This is a genomic window from Enterobacter sp. C3_dUdeg, assembly GCF_057536195.1.
On record NZ_BAAKFX010000002.1, the window covers coordinates 164,615 to 182,920 of the forward strand.

At 60.8% G+C, this 18,306-nt stretch carries 17 protein-coding genes; 8 read left to right on the plus strand and 9 right to left on the minus strand.

The window, feature by feature from the left end; all coding sequences use genetic code 11:
* Positions 1-46 precede the first annotated feature (46 nt).
* Both AC27FC_RS08305 and AC27FC_RS08310 read left to right on the plus strand, forming a co-directional pair.
* Positions 47-640, plus strand: a complete 594-nt coding sequence (locus AC27FC_RS08305) for a hypothetical protein (protein ID WP_196354726.1) — start codon at positions 47-49, stop codon at positions 638-640.
* 1 nt (position 641) lies between these two features.
* A complete protein-coding gene (locus tag AC27FC_RS08310) occupies positions 642-1,067 on the plus strand; it encodes a VOC family protein (protein WP_045889078.1) in 426 nt (141 codons plus the stop codon).
* A gap of 16 nt (positions 1,068-1,083) precedes the next feature.
* Here AC27FC_RS08310 and AC27FC_RS08315 read toward each other — a convergent pair whose 3' ends face one another.
* From AC27FC_RS08315 to AC27FC_RS08325, 3 genes are read right to left on the minus strand one after another with little or no spacing between them, the layout of a single operon-like run.
* Positions 1,084-1,947: an efflux RND transporter periplasmic adaptor subunit gene (locus AC27FC_RS08315; RefSeq protein ID WP_196354727.1), complete on the minus strand. Its 864-nt coding sequence runs from the start codon at positions 1,945-1,947 to the stop codon at positions 1,084-1,086.
* On the minus strand, positions 1,944-2,159 hold the full coding sequence (locus AC27FC_RS08320; protein WP_033144858.1) for a DUF1656 domain-containing protein: 216 nt from the start codon (positions 2,157-2,159) through the stop codon (positions 1,944-1,946). The genes AC27FC_RS08315 and AC27FC_RS08320 overlap by 4 nt, the downstream gene beginning before the upstream one ends.
* The gene (locus tag AC27FC_RS08325; protein ID WP_196354728.1) at positions 2,152-4,134 is read right to left on the minus strand and encodes an FUSC family protein; all 1,983 of its coding nucleotides are present in this window, start codon (positions 4,132-4,134) and stop codon (positions 2,152-2,154) included. The genes AC27FC_RS08320 and AC27FC_RS08325 overlap by 8 nt, the downstream gene beginning before the upstream one ends.
* 76 nt (positions 4,135-4,210) lie before the next feature.
* On the opposite strand from AC27FC_RS08325, the gene AC27FC_RS08330 reads away from it, so the two are divergent.
* Positions 4,211-5,005: an AraC family transcriptional regulator gene (locus AC27FC_RS08330; protein WP_196354729.1), complete on the plus strand. Its 795-nt coding sequence runs from the start codon at positions 4,211-4,213 to the stop codon at positions 5,003-5,005.
* Here the strand turns inward: AC27FC_RS08330 and AC27FC_RS08335 are convergent.
* A complete protein-coding gene (locus tag AC27FC_RS08335; protein WP_196354730.1) occupies positions 5,002-5,892 on the minus strand; it encodes an oxidoreductase in 891 nt (296 codons plus the stop codon). The genes AC27FC_RS08330 and AC27FC_RS08335 overlap by 4 nt on opposite strands.
* Before the next feature lie 105 nt (positions 5,893-5,997).
* Here AC27FC_RS08335 and AC27FC_RS08340 point away from each other — a divergent pair, with 105 nt between their 5' ends.
* Complete coding sequence (locus tag AC27FC_RS08340; protein ID WP_094935788.1) at positions 5,998-7,119, plus strand: YbdK family carboxylate-amine ligase; 1,122 nt, start codon at positions 5,998-6,000, stop codon at positions 7,117-7,119.
* Here the strand turns inward: AC27FC_RS08340 and AC27FC_RS08345 are convergent.
* The 3 genes from AC27FC_RS08345 to AC27FC_RS08355 all read right to left on the minus strand — a co-directional run bounded on the left by AC27FC_RS08345 (position 7,049) and on the right by AC27FC_RS08355 (position 14,094).
* The gene (locus AC27FC_RS08345) at positions 7,049-10,204 is read right to left on the minus strand and encodes an efflux RND transporter permease subunit (RefSeq protein WP_112778335.1); all 3,156 of its coding nucleotides are present in this window, start codon (positions 10,202-10,204) and stop codon (positions 7,049-7,051) included. The genes AC27FC_RS08340 and AC27FC_RS08345 overlap by 71 nt on opposite strands.
* Positions 10,205-10,213: 9 nt before the next feature.
* On the minus strand, positions 10,214-11,278 hold the full coding sequence (locus AC27FC_RS08350; RefSeq protein ID WP_196354732.1) for an efflux RND transporter periplasmic adaptor subunit: 1,065 nt from the start codon (positions 11,276-11,278) through the stop codon (positions 10,214-10,216).
* A 107-nt stretch (positions 11,279-11,385) separates the two neighbouring features.
* Entirely contained in the window at positions 11,386-14,094 is a 2,709-nt protein-coding gene (locus AC27FC_RS08355) for a cation-transporting P-type ATPase (protein WP_196354733.1), read from the minus strand.
* Positions 14,095-14,571: 477 nt separating this feature from the next.
* Between AC27FC_RS08355 and AC27FC_RS08360 the strand changes: the two genes are divergently transcribed.
* Positions 14,572-14,820, plus strand: a complete 249-nt coding sequence (locus AC27FC_RS08360) for a DUF1158 domain-containing protein (RefSeq protein ID WP_013097677.1) — start codon at positions 14,572-14,574, stop codon at positions 14,818-14,820.
* Positions 14,821-14,902: 82 nt separating this feature from the next.
* Here AC27FC_RS08360 and AC27FC_RS08365 read toward each other — a convergent pair whose 3' ends face one another.
* Both AC27FC_RS08365 and AC27FC_RS08370 read right to left on the minus strand, forming a co-directional pair.
* Positions 14,903-15,244 carry a RamA family antibiotic efflux transcriptional regulator gene (locus AC27FC_RS08365; protein WP_010428317.1) on the minus strand — a complete coding sequence of 114 codons (342 nt, stop codon included), beginning with the start codon at positions 15,242-15,244 and terminating at the stop codon, positions 14,903-14,905.
* Positions 15,245-15,276: 32 nt separating this feature from the next.
* Positions 15,277-16,380 carry an MBL fold metallo-hydrolase gene (locus AC27FC_RS08370; RefSeq protein ID WP_069303773.1) on the minus strand — a complete coding sequence of 368 codons (1,104 nt, stop codon included), beginning with the start codon at positions 16,378-16,380 and terminating at the stop codon, positions 15,277-15,279.
* A gap of 190 nt (positions 16,381-16,570) precedes the next feature.
* Here AC27FC_RS08370 and AC27FC_RS08375 point away from each other — a divergent pair, with 190 nt between their 5' ends.
* The 3 genes from AC27FC_RS08375 to nfsB all read left to right on the plus strand — a co-directional run bounded on the left by AC27FC_RS08375 (position 16,571) and on the right by nfsB (position 18,293).
* Positions 16,571-17,161, plus strand: coding sequence for a TetR/AcrR family transcriptional regulator (locus tag AC27FC_RS08375; RefSeq protein ID WP_039264021.1), 591 nt, complete (start codon positions 16,571-16,573; stop codon positions 17,159-17,161).
* Positions 17,151-17,519 (plus strand): MmcQ/YjbR family DNA-binding protein, encoded by a 369-nt coding sequence (locus AC27FC_RS08380; protein WP_064673593.1) that lies wholly within the window; start codon positions 17,151-17,153, stop codon positions 17,517-17,519. The genes AC27FC_RS08375 and AC27FC_RS08380 overlap by 11 nt, the downstream gene beginning before the upstream one ends.
* A 120-nt stretch (positions 17,520-17,639) precedes the next feature.
* Positions 17,640-18,293 carry an oxygen-insensitive NAD(P)H nitroreductase gene (gene nfsB / locus AC27FC_RS08385; protein WP_033144849.1) on the plus strand — a complete coding sequence of 218 codons (654 nt, stop codon included), beginning with the start codon at positions 17,640-17,642 and terminating at the stop codon, positions 18,291-18,293.
* The last annotated feature ends 13 nt before the right edge of the window (positions 18,294-18,306 follow it).

Sequence of the window (18,306 nt, forward strand, 5' to 3'; positions counted from 1 at the left end):
ACCATCTGTTACTCTGGCAGGACGCAAGGGATGACAAGGAAGAGAGATGCTTAACCCAGGATTCGTTACCCGCAAAGCGCTTGCTCAGTGGCAGGATGTTCCCGCTTTTCTCCCCCAGTTCCAGTTTCATGAAAAACACCTGACGGTCATTCACACTAGCCGCCCTGAAAATATTCTGCCGATGATTGCCAGCTTTGACGTCCGGCAAGATGCCGTGATTCGGCGGTTAATGTCATTGCGTCAAATACCGCAAAAATTTCTGCGCAACCAGAAGCCACAGTCGATCGGCAACTTTGGTTTGCACAGTTTTACCCTTTTGAAGAACTCTGCATCTGAGCTCTGCTATGGCTTAAGAGGGCAATTCTGGCGTACCGATTTCGGTCTGGAAAACGTGCCGGATGCCAGTGCTTTTCAGACCCCAGCCGAGCCGGGCAGCGCGAAACTGTTGCTGCGCTACAAGGTAACGGAGCTGGCGCCCGGCAAACATGAGCTCTCTACGGAAACATTCATCTATTGTCCGAACAGACGCACTCGACTAAAAATGTCGGCTTACTGGCTGATAATACGGGCGGGAAGCGGCTGGATCCGTAAAAGGACGCTGAAGGCTGTTAAATCGAATATTGAAGGACGGGAGTCATAAGATGCTGGCTTATATCACAATAGGTACAAACAACTTTCAGCGCTCCGTGAATTTTTATGACGCTGTTTTTAACGTTCTGGGCTACTCGCGTCTGCCGGCATGGACTGAAAGCTGGGCAATGTGGGGAGATGAAAATAATCCCGGCGAGGGGTTCAGCTTCTGTCTTTGTCCTCCTTTTGACCAGCAGCCCGCGACGGCGGGAAACGGGACAATGTTCGCATTCAGTGCAGATAATGCGGATCTTGTCAGACGGTTCCATGCAGCTGGCCTCCTTGCGGGAGGAACGGATGAAGGCGAGCCTGGTACGCGAAGCGCGTACGGCCCCGACTTTTATGTTGCCTATCTGCGCGATCCTGACGGGCATAAGCTCGCATGCGTTTATCAGCATTACTCTCCTGAAGCCGATAAGTTTGTAGGCGGGGAATAGTCGCTTCAATCCTTATCTATCGCCCCACCGCCACGCTCGCCGACAGCCCTGCCACCAGCTCAACGCCCTCCGGTAACCTGTCGATATGAATGCGCACCGGCACGCGCTGCGCCAGGCGCACCCAGCTAAAGGTGGGCTCGACGTCGGGCAGGCCCAGCCCGCCCGCCTCATCGTTGCTGTCCCCGATCCCATGCCCGATGCTCTCCACATGGCCCGTGATGACCGGCTCGTACCCCATCAGCACCACCTGCGCGGCATCCCCGACGCGAATATGGCGCAGCTTGGTCTCCTCAAAGTACCCGACCACCCAGAAGCTATGGGCATCAACGATGGCGACCTTCGTCTCCCCCGCCGTCGCGTAGTCTCCGGGGCGAAGCCGCAGGTGCGTGACGTACCCCGAGACCGGCGCGCGCACGGTGGCGTGCGCCAGATTCAGCTCTGCCAGATCCAGCGCGGCCAGCGCGCCGTGATAATTGGCCGCCGCGACGTTCGCCGCGCTGCCGGTTTGCTGTAAATCCTCGCTCGAGATGGCGTTTTTAATCAGCGTGCGTCGGTGGGCCGCGTCCTGGCGCATCAGCATCTCATGGCGTTTCGACTCGACGTCCGCCTGCGCGCTGACCACCGCCAGCTTAAGCCAGCGCGGATCGATGGTGTAAAGCACATCGCCCCGGTTCACCCACTGATTGTCCCGCACGGCCACGCTGATGACCGGCCCGGAGACGTCCGGCGCAATCTGCACCACGTCCGCCCGCACGCGGCCGTCGCGGGTCCACGGCGTTTGTGCATAGTGTTTCCACATCATAAAGGCCAGAAGCATGGCCGCCGCGACCGCGATTAAGGTCAGCGCATAGCGAGCCAGTAAAGAGAGCAGTGATTTCATGACAATAACCCCAACGCGGTCAGACCCTGCATCAGCAGGAAAAAAGTGACAATCCAGGTTGAAACATCCATCAGCGGGCGAAACGGCAAGCGCCGGTAGAGCCTGCTGAGCGAGAAAAGCGCGACGAGGCCCAGCGTGCAGACCAGCGCCGCGAGGGCGACCATCAGCAGCCCCGGAATAAAAACCCCGCCGATATTGAGATCGTTAACCATGGTCTGGCTCCCGTAATGCGCAGTGCAGATCCACCAGCCTGAAGACCAACTGGCGCGTATGTTCATCTGCTGCAGGCAGTTGGCGCTCGATAAGGGCAGCGATGCGTTCGCGCAAGGCGTTGCGGTCCGCGGCGTTTAACCGATGAAAAAGCGCGTCAACCTCCCTGCCGGGCGGTGCGTCACTTCGGCGTAAATGCATGACCGCCAGCCCCAGACGCAGCGCGTGCAGCAGCCGATCGAGCGCCTGCTCCGGCGCGCGCGCGCTGCGCTGCAGGCGCGGCAGCAACAGGGCGGTTCGGTCCATCATCAGGTTGATCCAGTGCGTTTCATCAACCCGCAGCGTGCCCTTCACGCTGCGGCGAATGTCGCGCCGGCAGAGGTTCAGCAGACGCGCGATGGCGCCGTCCGCCTGCACGGTTTGCAGCAGGCTCATGCTGACGACGGCAAAGCCGGTCGCGGCAAAGAGCGCGATGGCGGTGTTGGCCGCGACGGCGAAGTCTCCGCTGTAGTGCGCCCCCAGCTCGCACAGAATGGGCAGCGTCAGGGTGATGCCCATCGCCATAAACGTGGTGGGCGGGCGCGCCTGAAGCGACCCGGCCAGCAGATACGCCGGGGCAAGCACCGCCACCAGCACCGGGAAATCGCTTACCTGCGGCAGCAGCGCAAAGCTGTAGAACAGGCTAATGACCACGCCCCAGAATGAGCCAATGATGTATTTCACGATGTGCGGCGCCGGGGTGTCGAAGCTGCCAAACAGCGTGCAGCAGACGCCGAGTATCGAAACCGCCGTACCGCCATCCGGCCACGCCGAGAAGATCCAGACCAGACAGCCGCTCAGGATGATGCCGAAAGCCCCCAGCGCCGTGCGGGCGGCAGTTAGGGGATCGCGATGGAAAACGTAGCCTTTCGCCGCGCGGGTTTGCACCTCCCCAAACACGGGTTTTGCACGGTGGATGGCCCCGGAAAGACGTTCGCACTGCTGCAGAAGCGCGATCGCCTCCGAGAGGTAGCGGATAAAACTGACCTGCAGCGCGTCGTCAAACGTCTGCGCCTGCGCGGCATACCGATCGATGAGAAGCGCACAGCGGAGCCGCAGCGACTCTGCCGTACTGCCGGCATCAGCGCCTTCAGCGGTAAGCCAGGCCTGAACGTCGCCCATCAACGCCTGCACGTCGGCGGGCAGGGTTCCGCTCGCTGGCAGGCGATCGTGTAGTTCACAGTTGACGATAACCAGCCGCGCCAGCCGGTCGTGGATCGCTTTTCTGGCCTGCCGCACCGGGGCTGAAAGGGCAAAGTCATACGGAATATGGTGGCTGATGCCCTGCAGGAACTGCAGCGCCAGAGCCAGATGCAGGGGGCCGGAAGCCGCGTCGGGTTTGCCTGATAGGGTGTCCGCCACCCGCCCGCGCGCGGCCTGTAGCGTCTGGGATAATTTAGCGTTGAACTGGCCCGATACGCGCGCGGGCAGCACGTAGCGGTGGATCAGCGCCGCGCAGAAAATCCCAATCGAGATCTCCTGCACGCGGACAATGGCGACGTTAAAGATGCCGCCGGGATCGGACACCGCAGGAAAACCAATCAGGCTCGCGGTGTAGCCCGCCAGCACAAACGCGTAAGCCCGGGGCGTGCGTTCCAGCAGGGAGAGCCACAGGCAGAATACGATCCAGCCCGTCAGCACCACGCTGCACAGGACTGGCGTATTTGCGAAGGCAGGTACAATCACAACGGTCGCGCTGGCACCCGCCACGGTGCCGGCCAGCCGGTAGAGGCTTCTGCTCAGCGATGCGCCGACCGACGTCTGCGACACGATGTAAACCGTAATAATGGCCCACGAGGGACGCTCAAGACCGATCGACAGCGCGAGGTAATAAGCCAGCATCGCCGCGGCAAAGCTCTTCGCAGAGTAGATCAGCGCGCCCGCATCGTTTCGCAGCGCGGCGGGGAGACGCACGGGATGAGAGAAAATGTTTTTCATGCCGGAATTATTACCGGCTTGCAGATCCGCTTAAATACTCTATTCTGTCAAAAAATACCTAAATGTTGCCAGAATCGTGAAGCCTCAACCCGCTACTACGCTGTATGACCCCGACTCTACCGCCAGCCCGGCGTTGGCGCGTCATCTGGACTTCGTGGACTACGCCGCGGAAGTGCCGGTGCATACCCACCGCAAGGGCCAGCTGATTATTGCCCGATACGGCGCGGTCAGCTGTTACGCGGAAAATGACATCTGGATCGTGCCGCCGGACTGCGCCGTCTGGATCCCCGGCGGGATCCCGCACAGCGCCAAAGCGACCTGGAACGCGCATCTTAACTATCTGTTTATTGAGCCCGGCGCGGCGGCGCTGCCGGAGAGATGCTGCACCCTGGCGATCTCGCCGCTGATTAAGGAGCTGGTCGATCGTCTGACGCGCGAGGGCGTGGATTATCCCCCCGACGGCCACGTCGCCAGATTGACCCGGGTCACGCTTGACGAGCTCGCCAGCATGCCGCAGCAGAAGCTAAGCCTGCCGGTCTCAACCGATCCGAAAATTCGCGCCATGGCGGACGCGCTGGTCAGCCGTCCTGAGGACAGAAGCACCCTGAAGGACTGGGCGAAACGGCTCGCCCTCAGCGAGCGATCGTTTGCCCGCCTGATGCAGCGCGAAACCGGGCTGAGCTTCGGGCGCTGGCGGCAGCAGCTGCATTTGATTATTGCCCTGCGGGAGCTGGCCAGCGGCGTGCCCGTCCAGAACGTGGCGGCAACGCTCGGGTATGAATCGGTGAATGCGTTTATCACCATGTTCCGAAAAGCGATGGGCAGCACGCCCGCCAACTACTTTGCCGAACGGAAAAACAGCGGCCGTTAGCCCGGCCCCTCGCTCCCCGCCGCCAGCAGCGGCACCACCACGTCGCTGATGGGCACCGCAATCCCGTGCTTGCGGCCGTAGCGCTGGATCACGCCGTTGCGGATATCCCACTCCATCGGGCGATTGGCCTGACGGTCGGCCAGGATCGAGGTGCCCAGGTCTTCAGGCGCACGCTGAAAGTTTGCCAGGATCTCCTGCGCCACGTCATCGTCCAGCTTCGCCCCTTCGGCGCGGGCGACGGTAAGCCCCTCGCGCAGGTAGGCCAGCGCAAGCTCGCTGATATCCTCGCGCCTGAACATCCCGGCGCGGCGGTTAGAAAGCACCATCAGCCCGGCGACCGCGTTTTGCAGCAGCTTGCGCCAGGCGACGGAGGCGAAATCTGTCGAGAGTTCAACCGCGCAGCGCGTACCGCGAAGCGCCTCCACCACCCGCTGCGCCTGCGGCACGTCCGGCAGCGTCAGGCGCGGTTTGGCGCGCAGCCAGACGGAGGCATCCGGCTCGCGCTGGGCCGGGAACCAGACCACCGACGGCAGCACCGTCGCGCCGTTAACCCACGGCTCAAGCTGGGCTTTTTGCTCCACGCCGTTTTGCAGGGCGCAGACCACGGTGTTTTCATCGCACAGCGCGCGCAGCCACCCGGCGCTGTCGGCGTTCTGGGTAGTTTTCACTGCGATGAAAACCAGAGCCACTGGCTGCCTGATGACGGCCGGATCGGTTAATACCGGACCGGGTACCACGGTTTCACCCTCGTCGTGGCGCAGGCGTAATTCCGGGTGCGCGGTGCGTCCGCACAGCAGCGGCGTGCGGCCAACGTCATGCAGCACCGCGGCGATGGTGGTACCAATTGCGCCAGGCCCAATCAGCGCAATCACTGGATTGTCAGACATGGTTAACTCCCCTTTTCGCTAAGCCTGCTAACAGTTATACCACCCTGAAAAGTGAGCGCCACGTCGTTGTCTATACTCAACACACTACAGACAACGGAGTGCGCCATGCCTTTACCCGATTTTAAGTCCTCTGAACCTTTCACCCTCGGCATCGAACTCGAACTGCAGGTGGTTAACCCGCCGGGCTACGATCTGAGCCAGGACTCCTCCGCGCTCATCGCCGCCGTCAAAGACGACATCAAAGGCGGCGAGGTCAAACACGATATCACCGAAAGCATGCTCGAAATCGCCACCGGCGTGTGCCAGAACATCGATCAGGCGGCGGCGCAGTTCTCGGTGATGCAGCAGAGCATCCTGCGCGCGGCGGCGGAGCAGCATATCCAGATCTGCGGTGGCGGGACGCACCCGTTCCAGAAGTGGCAGCGTCAGGAGGTGTGCGACGACGAGCGCTATAACGTCACGCTGGAGCGCTTTGGCTACCTGATTTTGCAGGCGACGGTGTTCGGCCAGCACGTGCACGTCGGCTGCAGGACCGGGGACGACGCGATTTACCTGCTGCACGGCCTGTCGCGATTCGTGCCGCACTTTATCGCCCTGGCGGCCGCCTCGCCGTATATGCAGGGCACGGACACGAAGTTCTCCTCGTCGCGGCTCAACATCTTCTCGGGATTTCCGGATAACGGCCAGATGCCGTGGGTCAACAGCTGGCAGGAGTTCGAGGGGCTGTTCCGCCGCCTGAGTTCCACCAGCATGATCGACAGCATTAAGGATCTGCACTGGGATATTCGCCCCAGCCCGCACTTCGGCACCGTCGAGGTCCGGGTGATGGATACGCCGCTGACGCTCGGCCACGCCATTAACATCGCCGGGCTTATCCAGGCGACGTCGCACTGGCTGCTGACTACGCGGCCCTATAAGCATCAGGAAAAAGATTTTCTGCTGTACCGCTTTAACCGTTTTCAGGCCTGTCGCTACGGGCTGGAGGGGATCCTGACGGATGTGCATACCGGCGAGCACAAAACCTTGGCGGAAGACATTGCGTGGCTGCTGGAGCAGGTTGCGCCGTCGGCCGAGAAGCTCGGCGCGACGAGCGCAATCAATGAAATTGCCCTGCTGTTAAAGCAGGGCAAGAGCGAGGCGCAGCGCATGCGGGAGTTTATCGCCGACGGCGGCTCGCTGATTTCTCTGGTTCAGAAGCACTGCGAGCTGTGGGCGACGAGTCCGTAAGGCCGTGCCCCCACTCCCGCAGGCGCTGGAACAGCACGAACAGCGCGGGGATAAACACAATCCCCACCACGGTCGCCACCAGCATGCCGCTGAAGACCGTGGTGCCGATGATGCGGCGGCTCTGGGCCCCCGCCCCGGTCGCCAGCATCATCGGCAAAACGCCGATAATGAACGACACGGCGGTCATCATCACCGCGCGGAAGCGGCGCGAGGCCCCTTCCCGCGCGGCATCGACAATCGCCATTCCGTCCATACGCCGCGCGCGGGCGAACTCGACGATAAGAATCGCGTTCTTGGCCGCTAACGCGATCAGCAATACCAGACCAATCTGCACGTACACGTCGTTGGCGTAGCCCGCCAGCCACAGCCAGACCAGCGCCCCACCGAGGGCGAACAGCACCGAGAGCATCACGCTCGCCGGGAGCGTCCAGCTCTCGTACTGGGCGACGAGGAACAGCCACGCCATCACCACCGCCGCCAGCACGATCCACATCGCCTGATTGCCGGTCTGCTGCTCCTGGTACGACATGCCGCTCCAGGCGTAGTCGTAGCCGGCTGGCAGGCTCTGCGCCAGAATCTCGCCCATCGCCGCCATGGCGGTGCTGCTGCTCACTCCAGCCGCTGCCGAGCCGCTCACCGACACGGACGGGAACTGGTTGTACTGCTGCAGGAACGGCGCCCCGACGGTCGGCGTGATGGTGACGAGGTTGCTCAGGCGCACCCGCTCGCCGCTGTTGCTGCGCACGAACAGCTCGCCGATCTGCTCGGCGCGCTCGCGCCACTGCATCTCGTTCTGCATCACCACGTGGTAGACGCGGTTGTTGATGCTGAAATCCCCGGCGCGGGTGCCGCCAAAGGCGGTTTGCAGGCTGCTAAAGATGCGCGATACCGGCACGTCGAGGCGGGCGGCGCGCTCGCGGTCAACGGTCAGCGTCAGCTGCGGCACGTTGCTGCTCCAGGTGGTGAACACGCGGCTCAGCTGCGGGTGCTGGTTGGCTTTCATCAGCACCTCGCGGGTGACGCGCTCCAGCTCCGCCGGGCTCTGCCCCGCCTGAGACTGGATACGCAGGTCGAAGCCCGAGGCGTTGCCCAGCCCCGGCAGCGTCGGCGGCGCGAAGGTCATGATGGTCGCCTCCGGCAGGGCCAGCAGCTGGCGCTGAAGGGTACCCATCACCTCATCCAGCGGCGGACGCTCGCTCCAGTCTTTGAGCATGATGGAGATAAACCCGCCGTTGGAGGCGCTGGTGCCGTTGAGGATGTTAAACCCGGAGACCTGAATCACGTCTTCCACCGCCGGATTTTGGGCGATCAGCTCCCGCGCGGTGGTCATCACCGCTTCGGTGCGCTCCAGCGAAGCCGCTTCCGGCAGCTGAACGCTGGCGAAGAAGTAGCCCTGGTCCTCCTGCGGCAGGAAGCCTTTTGGCATCGACGTAAAGCTGAACGCCACCACGGCCGCCGCGCCTGCGGTGGCCAGCAGCGCCAGCCACGGGCGAAGGTTGAAGACAGTCACGATGCGGGTGTAGACGCCACGCGTGGCCTCCAGCCCCCGGTTGAACCCACGGAAAATCGCCGCGGGCTGCACCGGGCGCGGACGCAGGAGCATCGCGCACAGGGCGGGCGTCAGGGTCAGCGCCACGAGGCTTGAGAGCGTGACGGCGGTGGAGAGCGTCACCGCAAACTGGCGGTACAGCTCGCCGACAATCCCCGGCAGGAGCGCTACCGGCACAAACACCGCCAGCAGCACCAGCGTCGTGGCGATGACCGGCCCGGCGATCTGGCGCAGCGCCAGCGCGGTCGCCGCCGTGCGGCTCTGCCCTTCCGCCATCAGCGTTTCGACGCTCTCCACCACCACGATGGCGTCATCCACCACCATGGTCAGCGCCAGAATAATGGCGAACAGGCTGAGCGTGTTGGCGGAGTAGCCGAGCGTGTAGAGCACCGCGAAGGTGCCCACCAGCGATACCGGAATGGCGAGCGCGACAATCAGCGTCGCGCGCCAGCTTTGCAGGAACAGGGACACCACGACCACCACCGCCAGCATCGTCAGCGCCAGCGAGACGCCGATCTCTTTAATGGTGGCGGCCACAAAGGAGGTGGTGTCGAATTTCACCTCGTAGACCAGATCGTCCGGGAAGCGTGTGGACAACCGTTCCAGCTCCGCGCGCACCGCGTCGGCCACGCGCAGGGCGTTGGCGGACGGCGTCGGGTAGATGCCGAGATAGGCGGAGTCGTGCCCGTTCAGCTGCGCGCCGGAGCTGTAGCTGCGCGAGCCGAGCTCAATGGTGGCGACGTCCTTCAGTCGCACCAGCTGGCCCATCTCGCCCGCGCGGATGATAATGTCGGCAAAGTCTTCGGCCTGGCTTAAGCGCCCCAGGCCGTTGATGGTCAGGGTCTGCTGCTGGCCGTTAAACACCGGCGGCGTGCCGACCTGGCCTGCCGCACCCTGCACGTTCTGCTCGCGCAGCGCCTGCGCCACGTCGTCGGTGGTGACGTTCAGGGCATTCATGCGGTCCGGACGCAGCCAGATGCGCATGCTGTAGTCGCGCGCGCCAAACATCTGCACCTGCCCGACGCCCGGCAGGCGAGACAGCGCCTCGCGCACCTGGGTGCTGGCGTAGTTGCTCACAAACAGCGGCGTGTGGGTGTTGTCCGGTGAGTAAAGACTTACCCCCATCATCAGGTTGGTGGCGCGCTTGCGCACCTGCACGCCGTTTTGCTGCGCCTCGGTCGGGAGCTGCGCCACGGCCTGCGCCACGCGGTTCTGTACGTCGATGGCGGCGAGGTCCGGATCGGTGCCCGCCGCGAAGGTGATGTTCAGGCTGTACGAGCCTTCGTCCGAGCTGGTGGACTCCATGTAGAGCATGTGATCCACGCCGTTCAGCTGGGTCTCCAGCGGCGTGGCGATAGCCTCCGCCACGTCAGCCGAGCTGGCGCCCGGCCAGCTGGCAGACACATTCACCACCGGCGGCGCGATCTGCGGGTACTGCTCCACCGGGATAATCCTCAGCGCAATGGCCCCCGCCAGGGTGATGACCAGCGCAATCACCATCGCGAAGCGCGGGCGTTTGATGAAAAACGTCAGCATGATGGCTCCTTAATTCAGTATCTGGACGGCCGTGCCTGGCTGCACGCGCTGCGCGCCGTCAGTAATCGCTCGCTCACCGGACTTCACGCCGGATGAAATCCGGAACTGCTGGCCGATCTGTCCGGCGACCTTCAGCGGCCGCATTTCGGCTTTTCCGTCGGCGTTAACCACCCAGGCAAAGAACCCGTCGCCGTTCTGCTGGACCGCCGCGGCGGGCAGGGTCAGAACCGGCTGCTCGCTGGCCGGGCGCAGCGTCACGTTCACGCTGCCGCCGGGCAGCAGCTGATGGCGCGGGTTGGCAAACTCGGCGCGCAGCATCACGCTGGCGGTGCGCGGATCGATGCGGTTGTCCACGGACGTCAGCTCGCCGCTGACGCGCTGGCCGTTGCTGTCTATGAACGCCTGCCAGGCCTGCTTCATGGCGCTGATATCCGCATGCTGTCCGGCTTTGGTGGCAAACGCGCCCTCTTCCAGCGCAAAGGCGATGCGGATGGGATCGAGCTGCACCACCTCCACCAGCACGCCGCTGGCAGGGTTGACCAGGCTGCCGACGTGGAACTGGCTGTGCCCCACGCGACCGTCGATCGGCGAGGTAATGCGGGTGTAGTTCAGGGTGACATTACGGGTTTCGAGCCGGGCTTTGGCCTGCTCCAGCGCGGCGCTGGCGACGTCCCTTTGCATGCGGGCGTTGTCCACGTCGTGACGGCTGATGGCGTTGCTGCTGCCCAGGCTTTCAAAGCGGGACAGCTGCTGCTGCGCCTGGCGCAGCGTGGCTTCGGCGCTTCTCACCTCAGCCTGCGCCAGACGCAGGGCGGCGCGCGGCTCGGCGTCGTCCAGCTCGAACAGCAGGTCGCCTTTTTTCACGTACTGCCCGTCGCGGAAGTGGATTTTGGCGATCGCGCCTTCGGTACGCGCGCGCAGCTCAACGGTGTGGATGGCTTCGATGCGGCCCGGGATCTGGCGCTCGGCGGCGTGGGCGGTCTGCTCCACGGTGGCGACACGAACGGGGATGGCGGCAGCGAATACGGGTTGCAGGGTGCAGGCGAGGAGCGCGAACAGGAGTGGGAGTTTCATTAAGAGGTACCTTAGATGTGTTCCCCTCACCCCGGCCCTCTCCCACAGGGAGAGGGAGGTCAGAGTCCCCTCTCCCCGTGGGAGAGGGTTAGGGTGAGGGCAAAAGGTTATGCAGCCTTACGGAATCTGCGGGTCAGTCGCTTCTCGATTTCGACGACGAAGAACATCACGCCCGCTACCGCCAGGGTCACAAACCAGTAGCGCAGCGGCAGGGCTTCGGTGCCGAACAGCATCTGCATCAACGGCAGGTAGATAATCGCCGCCTGGAGCAGGAACAGCACGCCCGTCACCAGCCAGATCCCTTTGTTCGCCAGCAGGCCGCGGTTCAGGGAGAACCCTTCGGTGTTGCGGCAGTTAATCATGTACACCCACTGGGCGCAGACCAGCATCTGCAGCAGCACGGTGCGGATGAACTCCGCGCTGTGGCCGCGCGGGGCCAGCCAGGCTTCCAGCGCAAAGGCGGCGATGGCAATCATGGTGCCGACGAAGGCCACGCGCCAGACGGCGTAGGCGTCCATCACGTGCTGCCCGGTCTGACGCGGCGGACGACGCATGATGTTGCGCTCGGCGGCTTCGAAGGCCAGGCCGAAGGAGAGCGTGGCGGAAGTGGCCATGTTCATCCACAGGATCAGCACCGGCGTCAGCGGAATGATGTTCCCCGCCAGCAGCGCAATTACAATCAGCAGCCCCTGCGCGAGGTTGGTCGGCATGATGAACAGAATCGTCTTCTTCAGGTTGTCGTAAACGCGACGCCCCTCTTTCACCGCGCTGGCGATGGTGGCGAAGTTGTCGTCCGTCAGGACCATGTCCGCCGCCTCTTTGGTCACTTCCGTGCCCTTGATGCCCATCGCGATGCCGACGTCAGCCTGACGCAGCGCCGGGGCGTCGTTCACGCCGTCGCCGGTCATGCCGACGATTTCACCCTTGTCCTGCAGCGCTTTCACCAGGCGCAGCTTATGCTCCGGGCTGGTACGGGCGAAGATGTCATACTTCACCGCCGCTTCCGCCAGCGCGGCGTCGTCCATCTTCTCCAGCTCGTAGCCGGTGACCGCTTGCTCGCTGTTGGCGATCCCCAGCATCTGGCCGATGCTCATCGCCGTCTGCGGGTGATCCCCGGTGATCATCTTCACGCGGATCCCCGCCTGCTGGCAGGCGTTAATCGCATCAATGGCTTCCGGACGCGGCGGATCCATCATCCCGGCGATGCCGAGGAAGATCAGGCCGTGGCTCAGGTCGTCATGGGTCAGTTCCTGCTCGCCGTTCGCTGGCTTAAACGCCGCGGCGACCATGCGCAGCCCCTGACGCGCATAACGCTCCATCTCGGTTTCCCAGTACGCGCGGTTGAAGGCTTCCGCACCGTTGCGGGTCTGCTGCTGCGCGCACAGGGCGAAAATGACGTCCGGCGCGCCGGTGATCAGGATCTGCTCCTCACCGCCAATCTGGTAGTGGGTGCTCATGTACTTGTACTGCGAGTCGAACGGGATTTTGTTAACCAGCGTGGTCATGACCGACTCAAGGCTGGCCTTCGCCGCCAGCACCTTCAGCGCGCCCTCGGTCGGCCCACCGGTGATGCCCCACAGGCCGCGCTCGTCCTGAATCAGCTGGCTGTCGTTGCACAGGTCGATGGTGCGCAGGTACTGTTCCAGCACGGTGCCCGGCTGGATGTGGACCGGCTCGTCGCTGCCTTCCAGATAGATGTTGCCTACCGGCTCGTAGCTGTTGCCGTCCACGCGGTAGCAGGCGTCAGCGGTGATAATGGCTTTAACCGTCATCTCGTTCATGGTCAGGGTGCCGGTTTTATCCGAACAGACCACGGTCATCGCGCCGAGCGTTTCCACCGTCGGCAGCTTGCGGATAATCGCCCGCTTGCGCGCCATCGCCTGCACGCCCAGCGAGAGGATGATGGAGATAATCGCCGGCAGACCTTCCGGCACGGAGGCCACCGCCAGGCTAATCAGGGAGAGCAGCAGTTCGCCCATCGGGATCTCGCGGAACACCAGGCTGAAGACAAACAGCGCGGCCATCATCGCCAGAATAATCGCGAAGATCGCTTTACCCAGCTTGTCCATCTGAACCAGCAGCGGCGTGCGGTGCTTTTCGATACCCGCCATCATCTGGTTGATGTGGCCGAGTTCCGTATCCTTACCGGTCGCGGTGACCACGCCGACGCCGCCGCCCGCGCTTACGGTCGTCCCGGAGAAGACCATATTGGTGCGATCGCCCAGCGGCAGTTCGCCGCTCAGCGGATTAATATGTTTATCCACCACGGTGGATTCACCGGTCAGAATCGCCTCTTCCACGCGTAAATTATGCGCTTCGATTAAACGCATATCCGCCGGAATACGATCTCCCGCGCGTAATACAATAATATCGCCCGGGACTATTTCAGTTGTGGGTAGAGTTTCGTGATTGCCGTTACGAATAACGCGCGCCTCGCTGGAGAGCATATTGCGAATACTCTTCAGGGATTTTTCCGCGTTGCTTTCCTGAATATGGCCAATTAAAGCATTGATTACCGCCACGCCCAGAATAACCAGCGTATCAACCCAGTGGCCCATTACTGCCGTTAATACGGCGGCGGCCAGCAGGACATAAATCAGCACATCATTAAAATGGGCCAGGAAACGCAGCCAGGCGGGTTTGCCTTTTTTCTCCGGCAGCGCGTTCGGCCCTGTTTTTTGCAGACGCGCCTGCGCCTCTGCACGATCCAGACCGCTGGCCTGGCTCTGCGTGTGGGTGAGCACCTGCTCTACGGTCTGCTGGTATGCCAGCCCGCCGGAAGGCGGCACGTTTGAGGACAATTTTTTTTCGGTCATCGTATTTTTCCTTCAATATCCGGTGAACAGAAGCCTGAATTCCTTTCTGGCTAAATAAATTCATTTTTAAGTCTTGCGGGTAAAATTGATCTACCGCAATATAATGACTTCTCGGTTATTCAAAACTGATTAAAACTATTTCGATGGCCTGATTTTTACAAAATATTTCTAAACCAACACTAAACGAGGGGGAACCATGTGGGGTATTTATCGCGGACGCCGACTGGTGTTATACGTTATCGCGGCCATTGTTATTGCCACGTTAATTGGTTATAGCACCTATACATTTGTAAAATTATTTTCCTGACAAAGACATTTATTTACATAACGCGATATTAATATAAATGCCGGGTCGTATTTTGTTATTTATTCCCCAAATAATATCTTCGTTTTATTCAATAACGTCTTAGTCGCTGATATTGCTTTACGTTACAGGATGCCGGACAATGACATTTTTAACTGACGATTAACATTACGATGAAACACCCGTTAGAATCGCTGCTTACGGCAGGCGGCATTTTATTGCTGGCCCTGCTCTCCTGTCTGCTATTGCCCGCGCCGTCGCTGGGTCTGGTGCTGGCGCAGAAGCTGGTTCAGACCTTTCACATGGTCGATCTGAACCAGCTTTACACCATTTTGTTCTGCGTGTGGTTTTTACTGCTGGGTGCCATCGAATTCTTCGTGCTGCGTTTCGTCTGGCGCCGCTGGTTTTCACTGGCGTCGTAAGCCAATAAAAAAGCCGGGTGGCGACTTCGCCTTACCCGGCCTGTGATGGCAATTTTTGTGACCCGCCAGGGCGGAAAACAGCTCAGTGCGTCTGACTGTGGTTCTCCTTGCGGTACGCCCCAGGCGGCTGGTTGAACGTGCGGGTGAAGATACGGGTAAACGTCTGCTGCGAGTCAAACCCGTAACGCAGGCAGATGTCGTACACCCGAGCGTCGGATTCACGCAGATCGCGCGCCGCCAGCAGCAGCTTGCGCTCACGGATATAACGCCCCAGGCTCTCCCCTTTGTACTGCATAAACAACCGCTGCAGGTGCCACTTCGAGTAGCCCGCGTGGCGGGCAATCTCTTCTATACGTAATGGCTGGTGCAGATTGTCGTCGATCCATTCGACGATAGTGTCGATGACTTGAGCGGAAATGGTCATGCTGCTGTCCCCCTCTGCTTCTCGCTTAAACATTATTCCCACCACGCGCGAAAGGTTTGCGTGGCGTCATTCACCCGGACGGGCTCGCCCAGCGCCGGTGTCAGTAGCCGATAGTTTTTATCCTTGCTGGCTTTAGCCAGCTGGATCAGCGGATCGTTCCACGTATGTTTCGCCAGCACGAAGCGTCCGTTATGCCCGGGCACTACGGCTTTCGCGTTCAGATCCACCGAGGCCTGCGCCGTTTCCTCCGGCAGCATGTGGATGTACTTCCAGTCCTGGTCGTACTGGCCGTTTTCCATGATGGCAACATCCACGCCATCAAACTGCTCGCCGATGGCCTTAAAGTGCGGGCCGTAGCCGGAATCCCCGCTGTAATAAACCTTCCGATCTGGCGTGACGAACATAAAGCTGCCCCACAGGGTTCGATCGCGCTTGATGCCGCGCCCGGAGAAGTGACGCGCCGGCAGAACATGCACCGTCAGTTCATCGCTGATGCGTACCGACTGGTTCCAGTCGCGTTCGTCAATAATCTCAGGCTTCATCCCCCAGTAGCGCAGATGGGATCCCACGCCCAGCGGCGTCACCACGCGCTTCACCTTCGGCAGTAGCGCCCGGATGGTGGCGTAATCCAGATGATCGTAGTGATCGTGCGAGATAATCAGCAGGTCGATTTCCGGCATGCTTTCAGCGCGCCACGGATATTCCCCGGCAAAGGCTTTATTCAGGAACGAGAACGGCGCGGCATAGTTGCCGAGCACCGGGTCGATCAGGATGCGTTTGCCCGCGAGCTGCAGGTACCACGAGGAGTGGCCGAGCCACACCAGGGTGTCCTGCTCCAGCGGCAGGCTCGCAAGATCGGTTTTCACCAGCGGCAGCGGCTGGGCCGGGCGCGCGTTTTCGGTTTTTTTGGTCAGAAAATCCCACGTCGCGACCAGCATGTTTTTGTCGCCGTTATAGCCCGGCGTCGGCAGCGTATTGTGGAATTTCCCGTCGCGATACTGGGGAGAGGCCTCCACTTCAGTGAGCTGCTCACCCTGCGGCGGCTGGCCGAATCCGGCATTCAGAACAAACGGTAAACTCGCAGCTGAAGCAATAATCATGATTAACACCACGCAGATGAAGAGAGGTTTTTTCATATCCAGACCCGAAAACGCGCCCCATCCGATAGTTTGCGCGGGGTAAACTTGATTATGAGTGAGTAAGCACTCATTATAGATATGATGATAAAGTCGTCAAGACGTTTTCGATCTTTGACATTCCGCGTTGCAGCGTGTCAAAGCACGTGTTTCAATCAGGGTTTTTATAATTGACAGGGGGAAAAATTTAGTGGCACGTCCGAAGAGTGAAGATAAAAAACAGGCCTTACTGGAAGCCGCAACGGTAGCGTTTGCACAGTCAGGTATTGCCGCCTCAACGTCGTTAATCGCCCGTAACGCGGGCGTCGCCGAAGGGACCCTGTTTCGCTACTTTCCCACTAAAGACGATCTGCTGAATGCCCTCTATCTGCACCTGAAGCAGGATCTCTGCCAGGCCATGCTGGCAAACCTCGATCGCACCATCACGCTGCCCAAAGAACATACCCGCAATATCTGGAACAGCTACGTGGACTGGGGTATTCGTAACCCCGTTTCTCATGCGGCTATCCGCCAGATTGGCGTCAGTGAAAAGCTGAGCGCCGAAACCGAACAGGCGGTGAAAGAGATGTTCCCGGAACTCCATGAACTGTGCCGCCGCTCGGTGCGTCAGGTGTTTATGTCAGATGAATTTAAAACCTTTGGCGATGCGCTTTTCTTATCGCTGGCCGAATCCACGATGGAATTTGCCACTCGCGACCCTTCCCGCGCCGTTGATTTTAAAGCGCTCGGTTTTGAAGTGATGTGGCGCGGGCTGGCCCAGGAAGAGAGCGATGGACAGTAAATCCTTGCAGGAGCACGCAATGCGCGTGGCCCTTGAGTTGCCCTTCACCGAACACTGCTGGCCGTTTGGGCCGGAGTTTGACGTGTTTAAAGTGGGCGGAAAGATTTTCATGATCGCCGCGGTCGCGCACGGGCGACCGCACGTCAGCCTGAAGTCAGACCCGGAGAAATCGCTCTTAAATCAGCAGATCTATCGCGGGATCGAGCCGGGCTACCATCTGAGTAAAAAGCACTGGATTTCCCTTTACGGCACCGACGACGTGACGCCGGAACTGGTTACCGACCTCATCCGTGACTCCTGGAATCTGGTAGTGGATAAGCTGCCGAAAAAAGACCAGAAGTGGATCCGTCCGGTCTGATTGTTCGTCTGAGACGAACAGATTAAGCGCTCGAATTGCACTTATCTTTTTCCGCGTCCCGCTGTAATCTGCTTTCCTTTCGCGCCCGCGAGCGGGCGAATTTCATCACCAGGAGTTGTTATGGATATCATTTCTGTCGCCCTGAAACGCCACTCGACCAAGGCGTTCGACCCAAGCAAAAAACTGACCGCGGAAGAAGCGGAAAAAATCAAAACCCTGCTGCAGTACAGCCCGTCCAGCACCAACTCCCAGCCGTGGCACTTCATTGTGGCCAGCACCGAGGAAGGAAAAGCGCGCGTGGCGAAATCCGCCGCGGGCACCTATGTGTTCAACGAACGCAAAATGCTGGATGCTTCTCACGTGGTGGTGTTCTGCGCGAAAACCGCGCTGGATGACGCCTGGCTGGAGCGCGTCGTGGATCAGGAAGAGGCCGATGGCCGTTTCAACACGCCGGAAGCCAAAGCCGCAAACCACAAGGGCCGCACCTTCTTCGCCGACATGCACCGCGTGGATCTGAAAGATGACGACCAGTGGATGGCGAAGCAGGTTTACCTGAACGTCGGCAACTTCCTGCTGGGCGTAGGCGCGATGGGCCTGGACGCGGTACCGATTGAAGGTTTCGACGCCGCTATTCTCGACGAAGAGTTTGGCCTGAAAGAGAAAGGCTTTACCAGCCTGGTGGTAGTACCGGTTGGGCACCACAGCGTGGAAGATTTCAACGCCACGCTGCCGAAGTCTCGCCTGCCGCTGAGCACGATTGTAACTGAGTGCTGATCTTCTCTGGCAC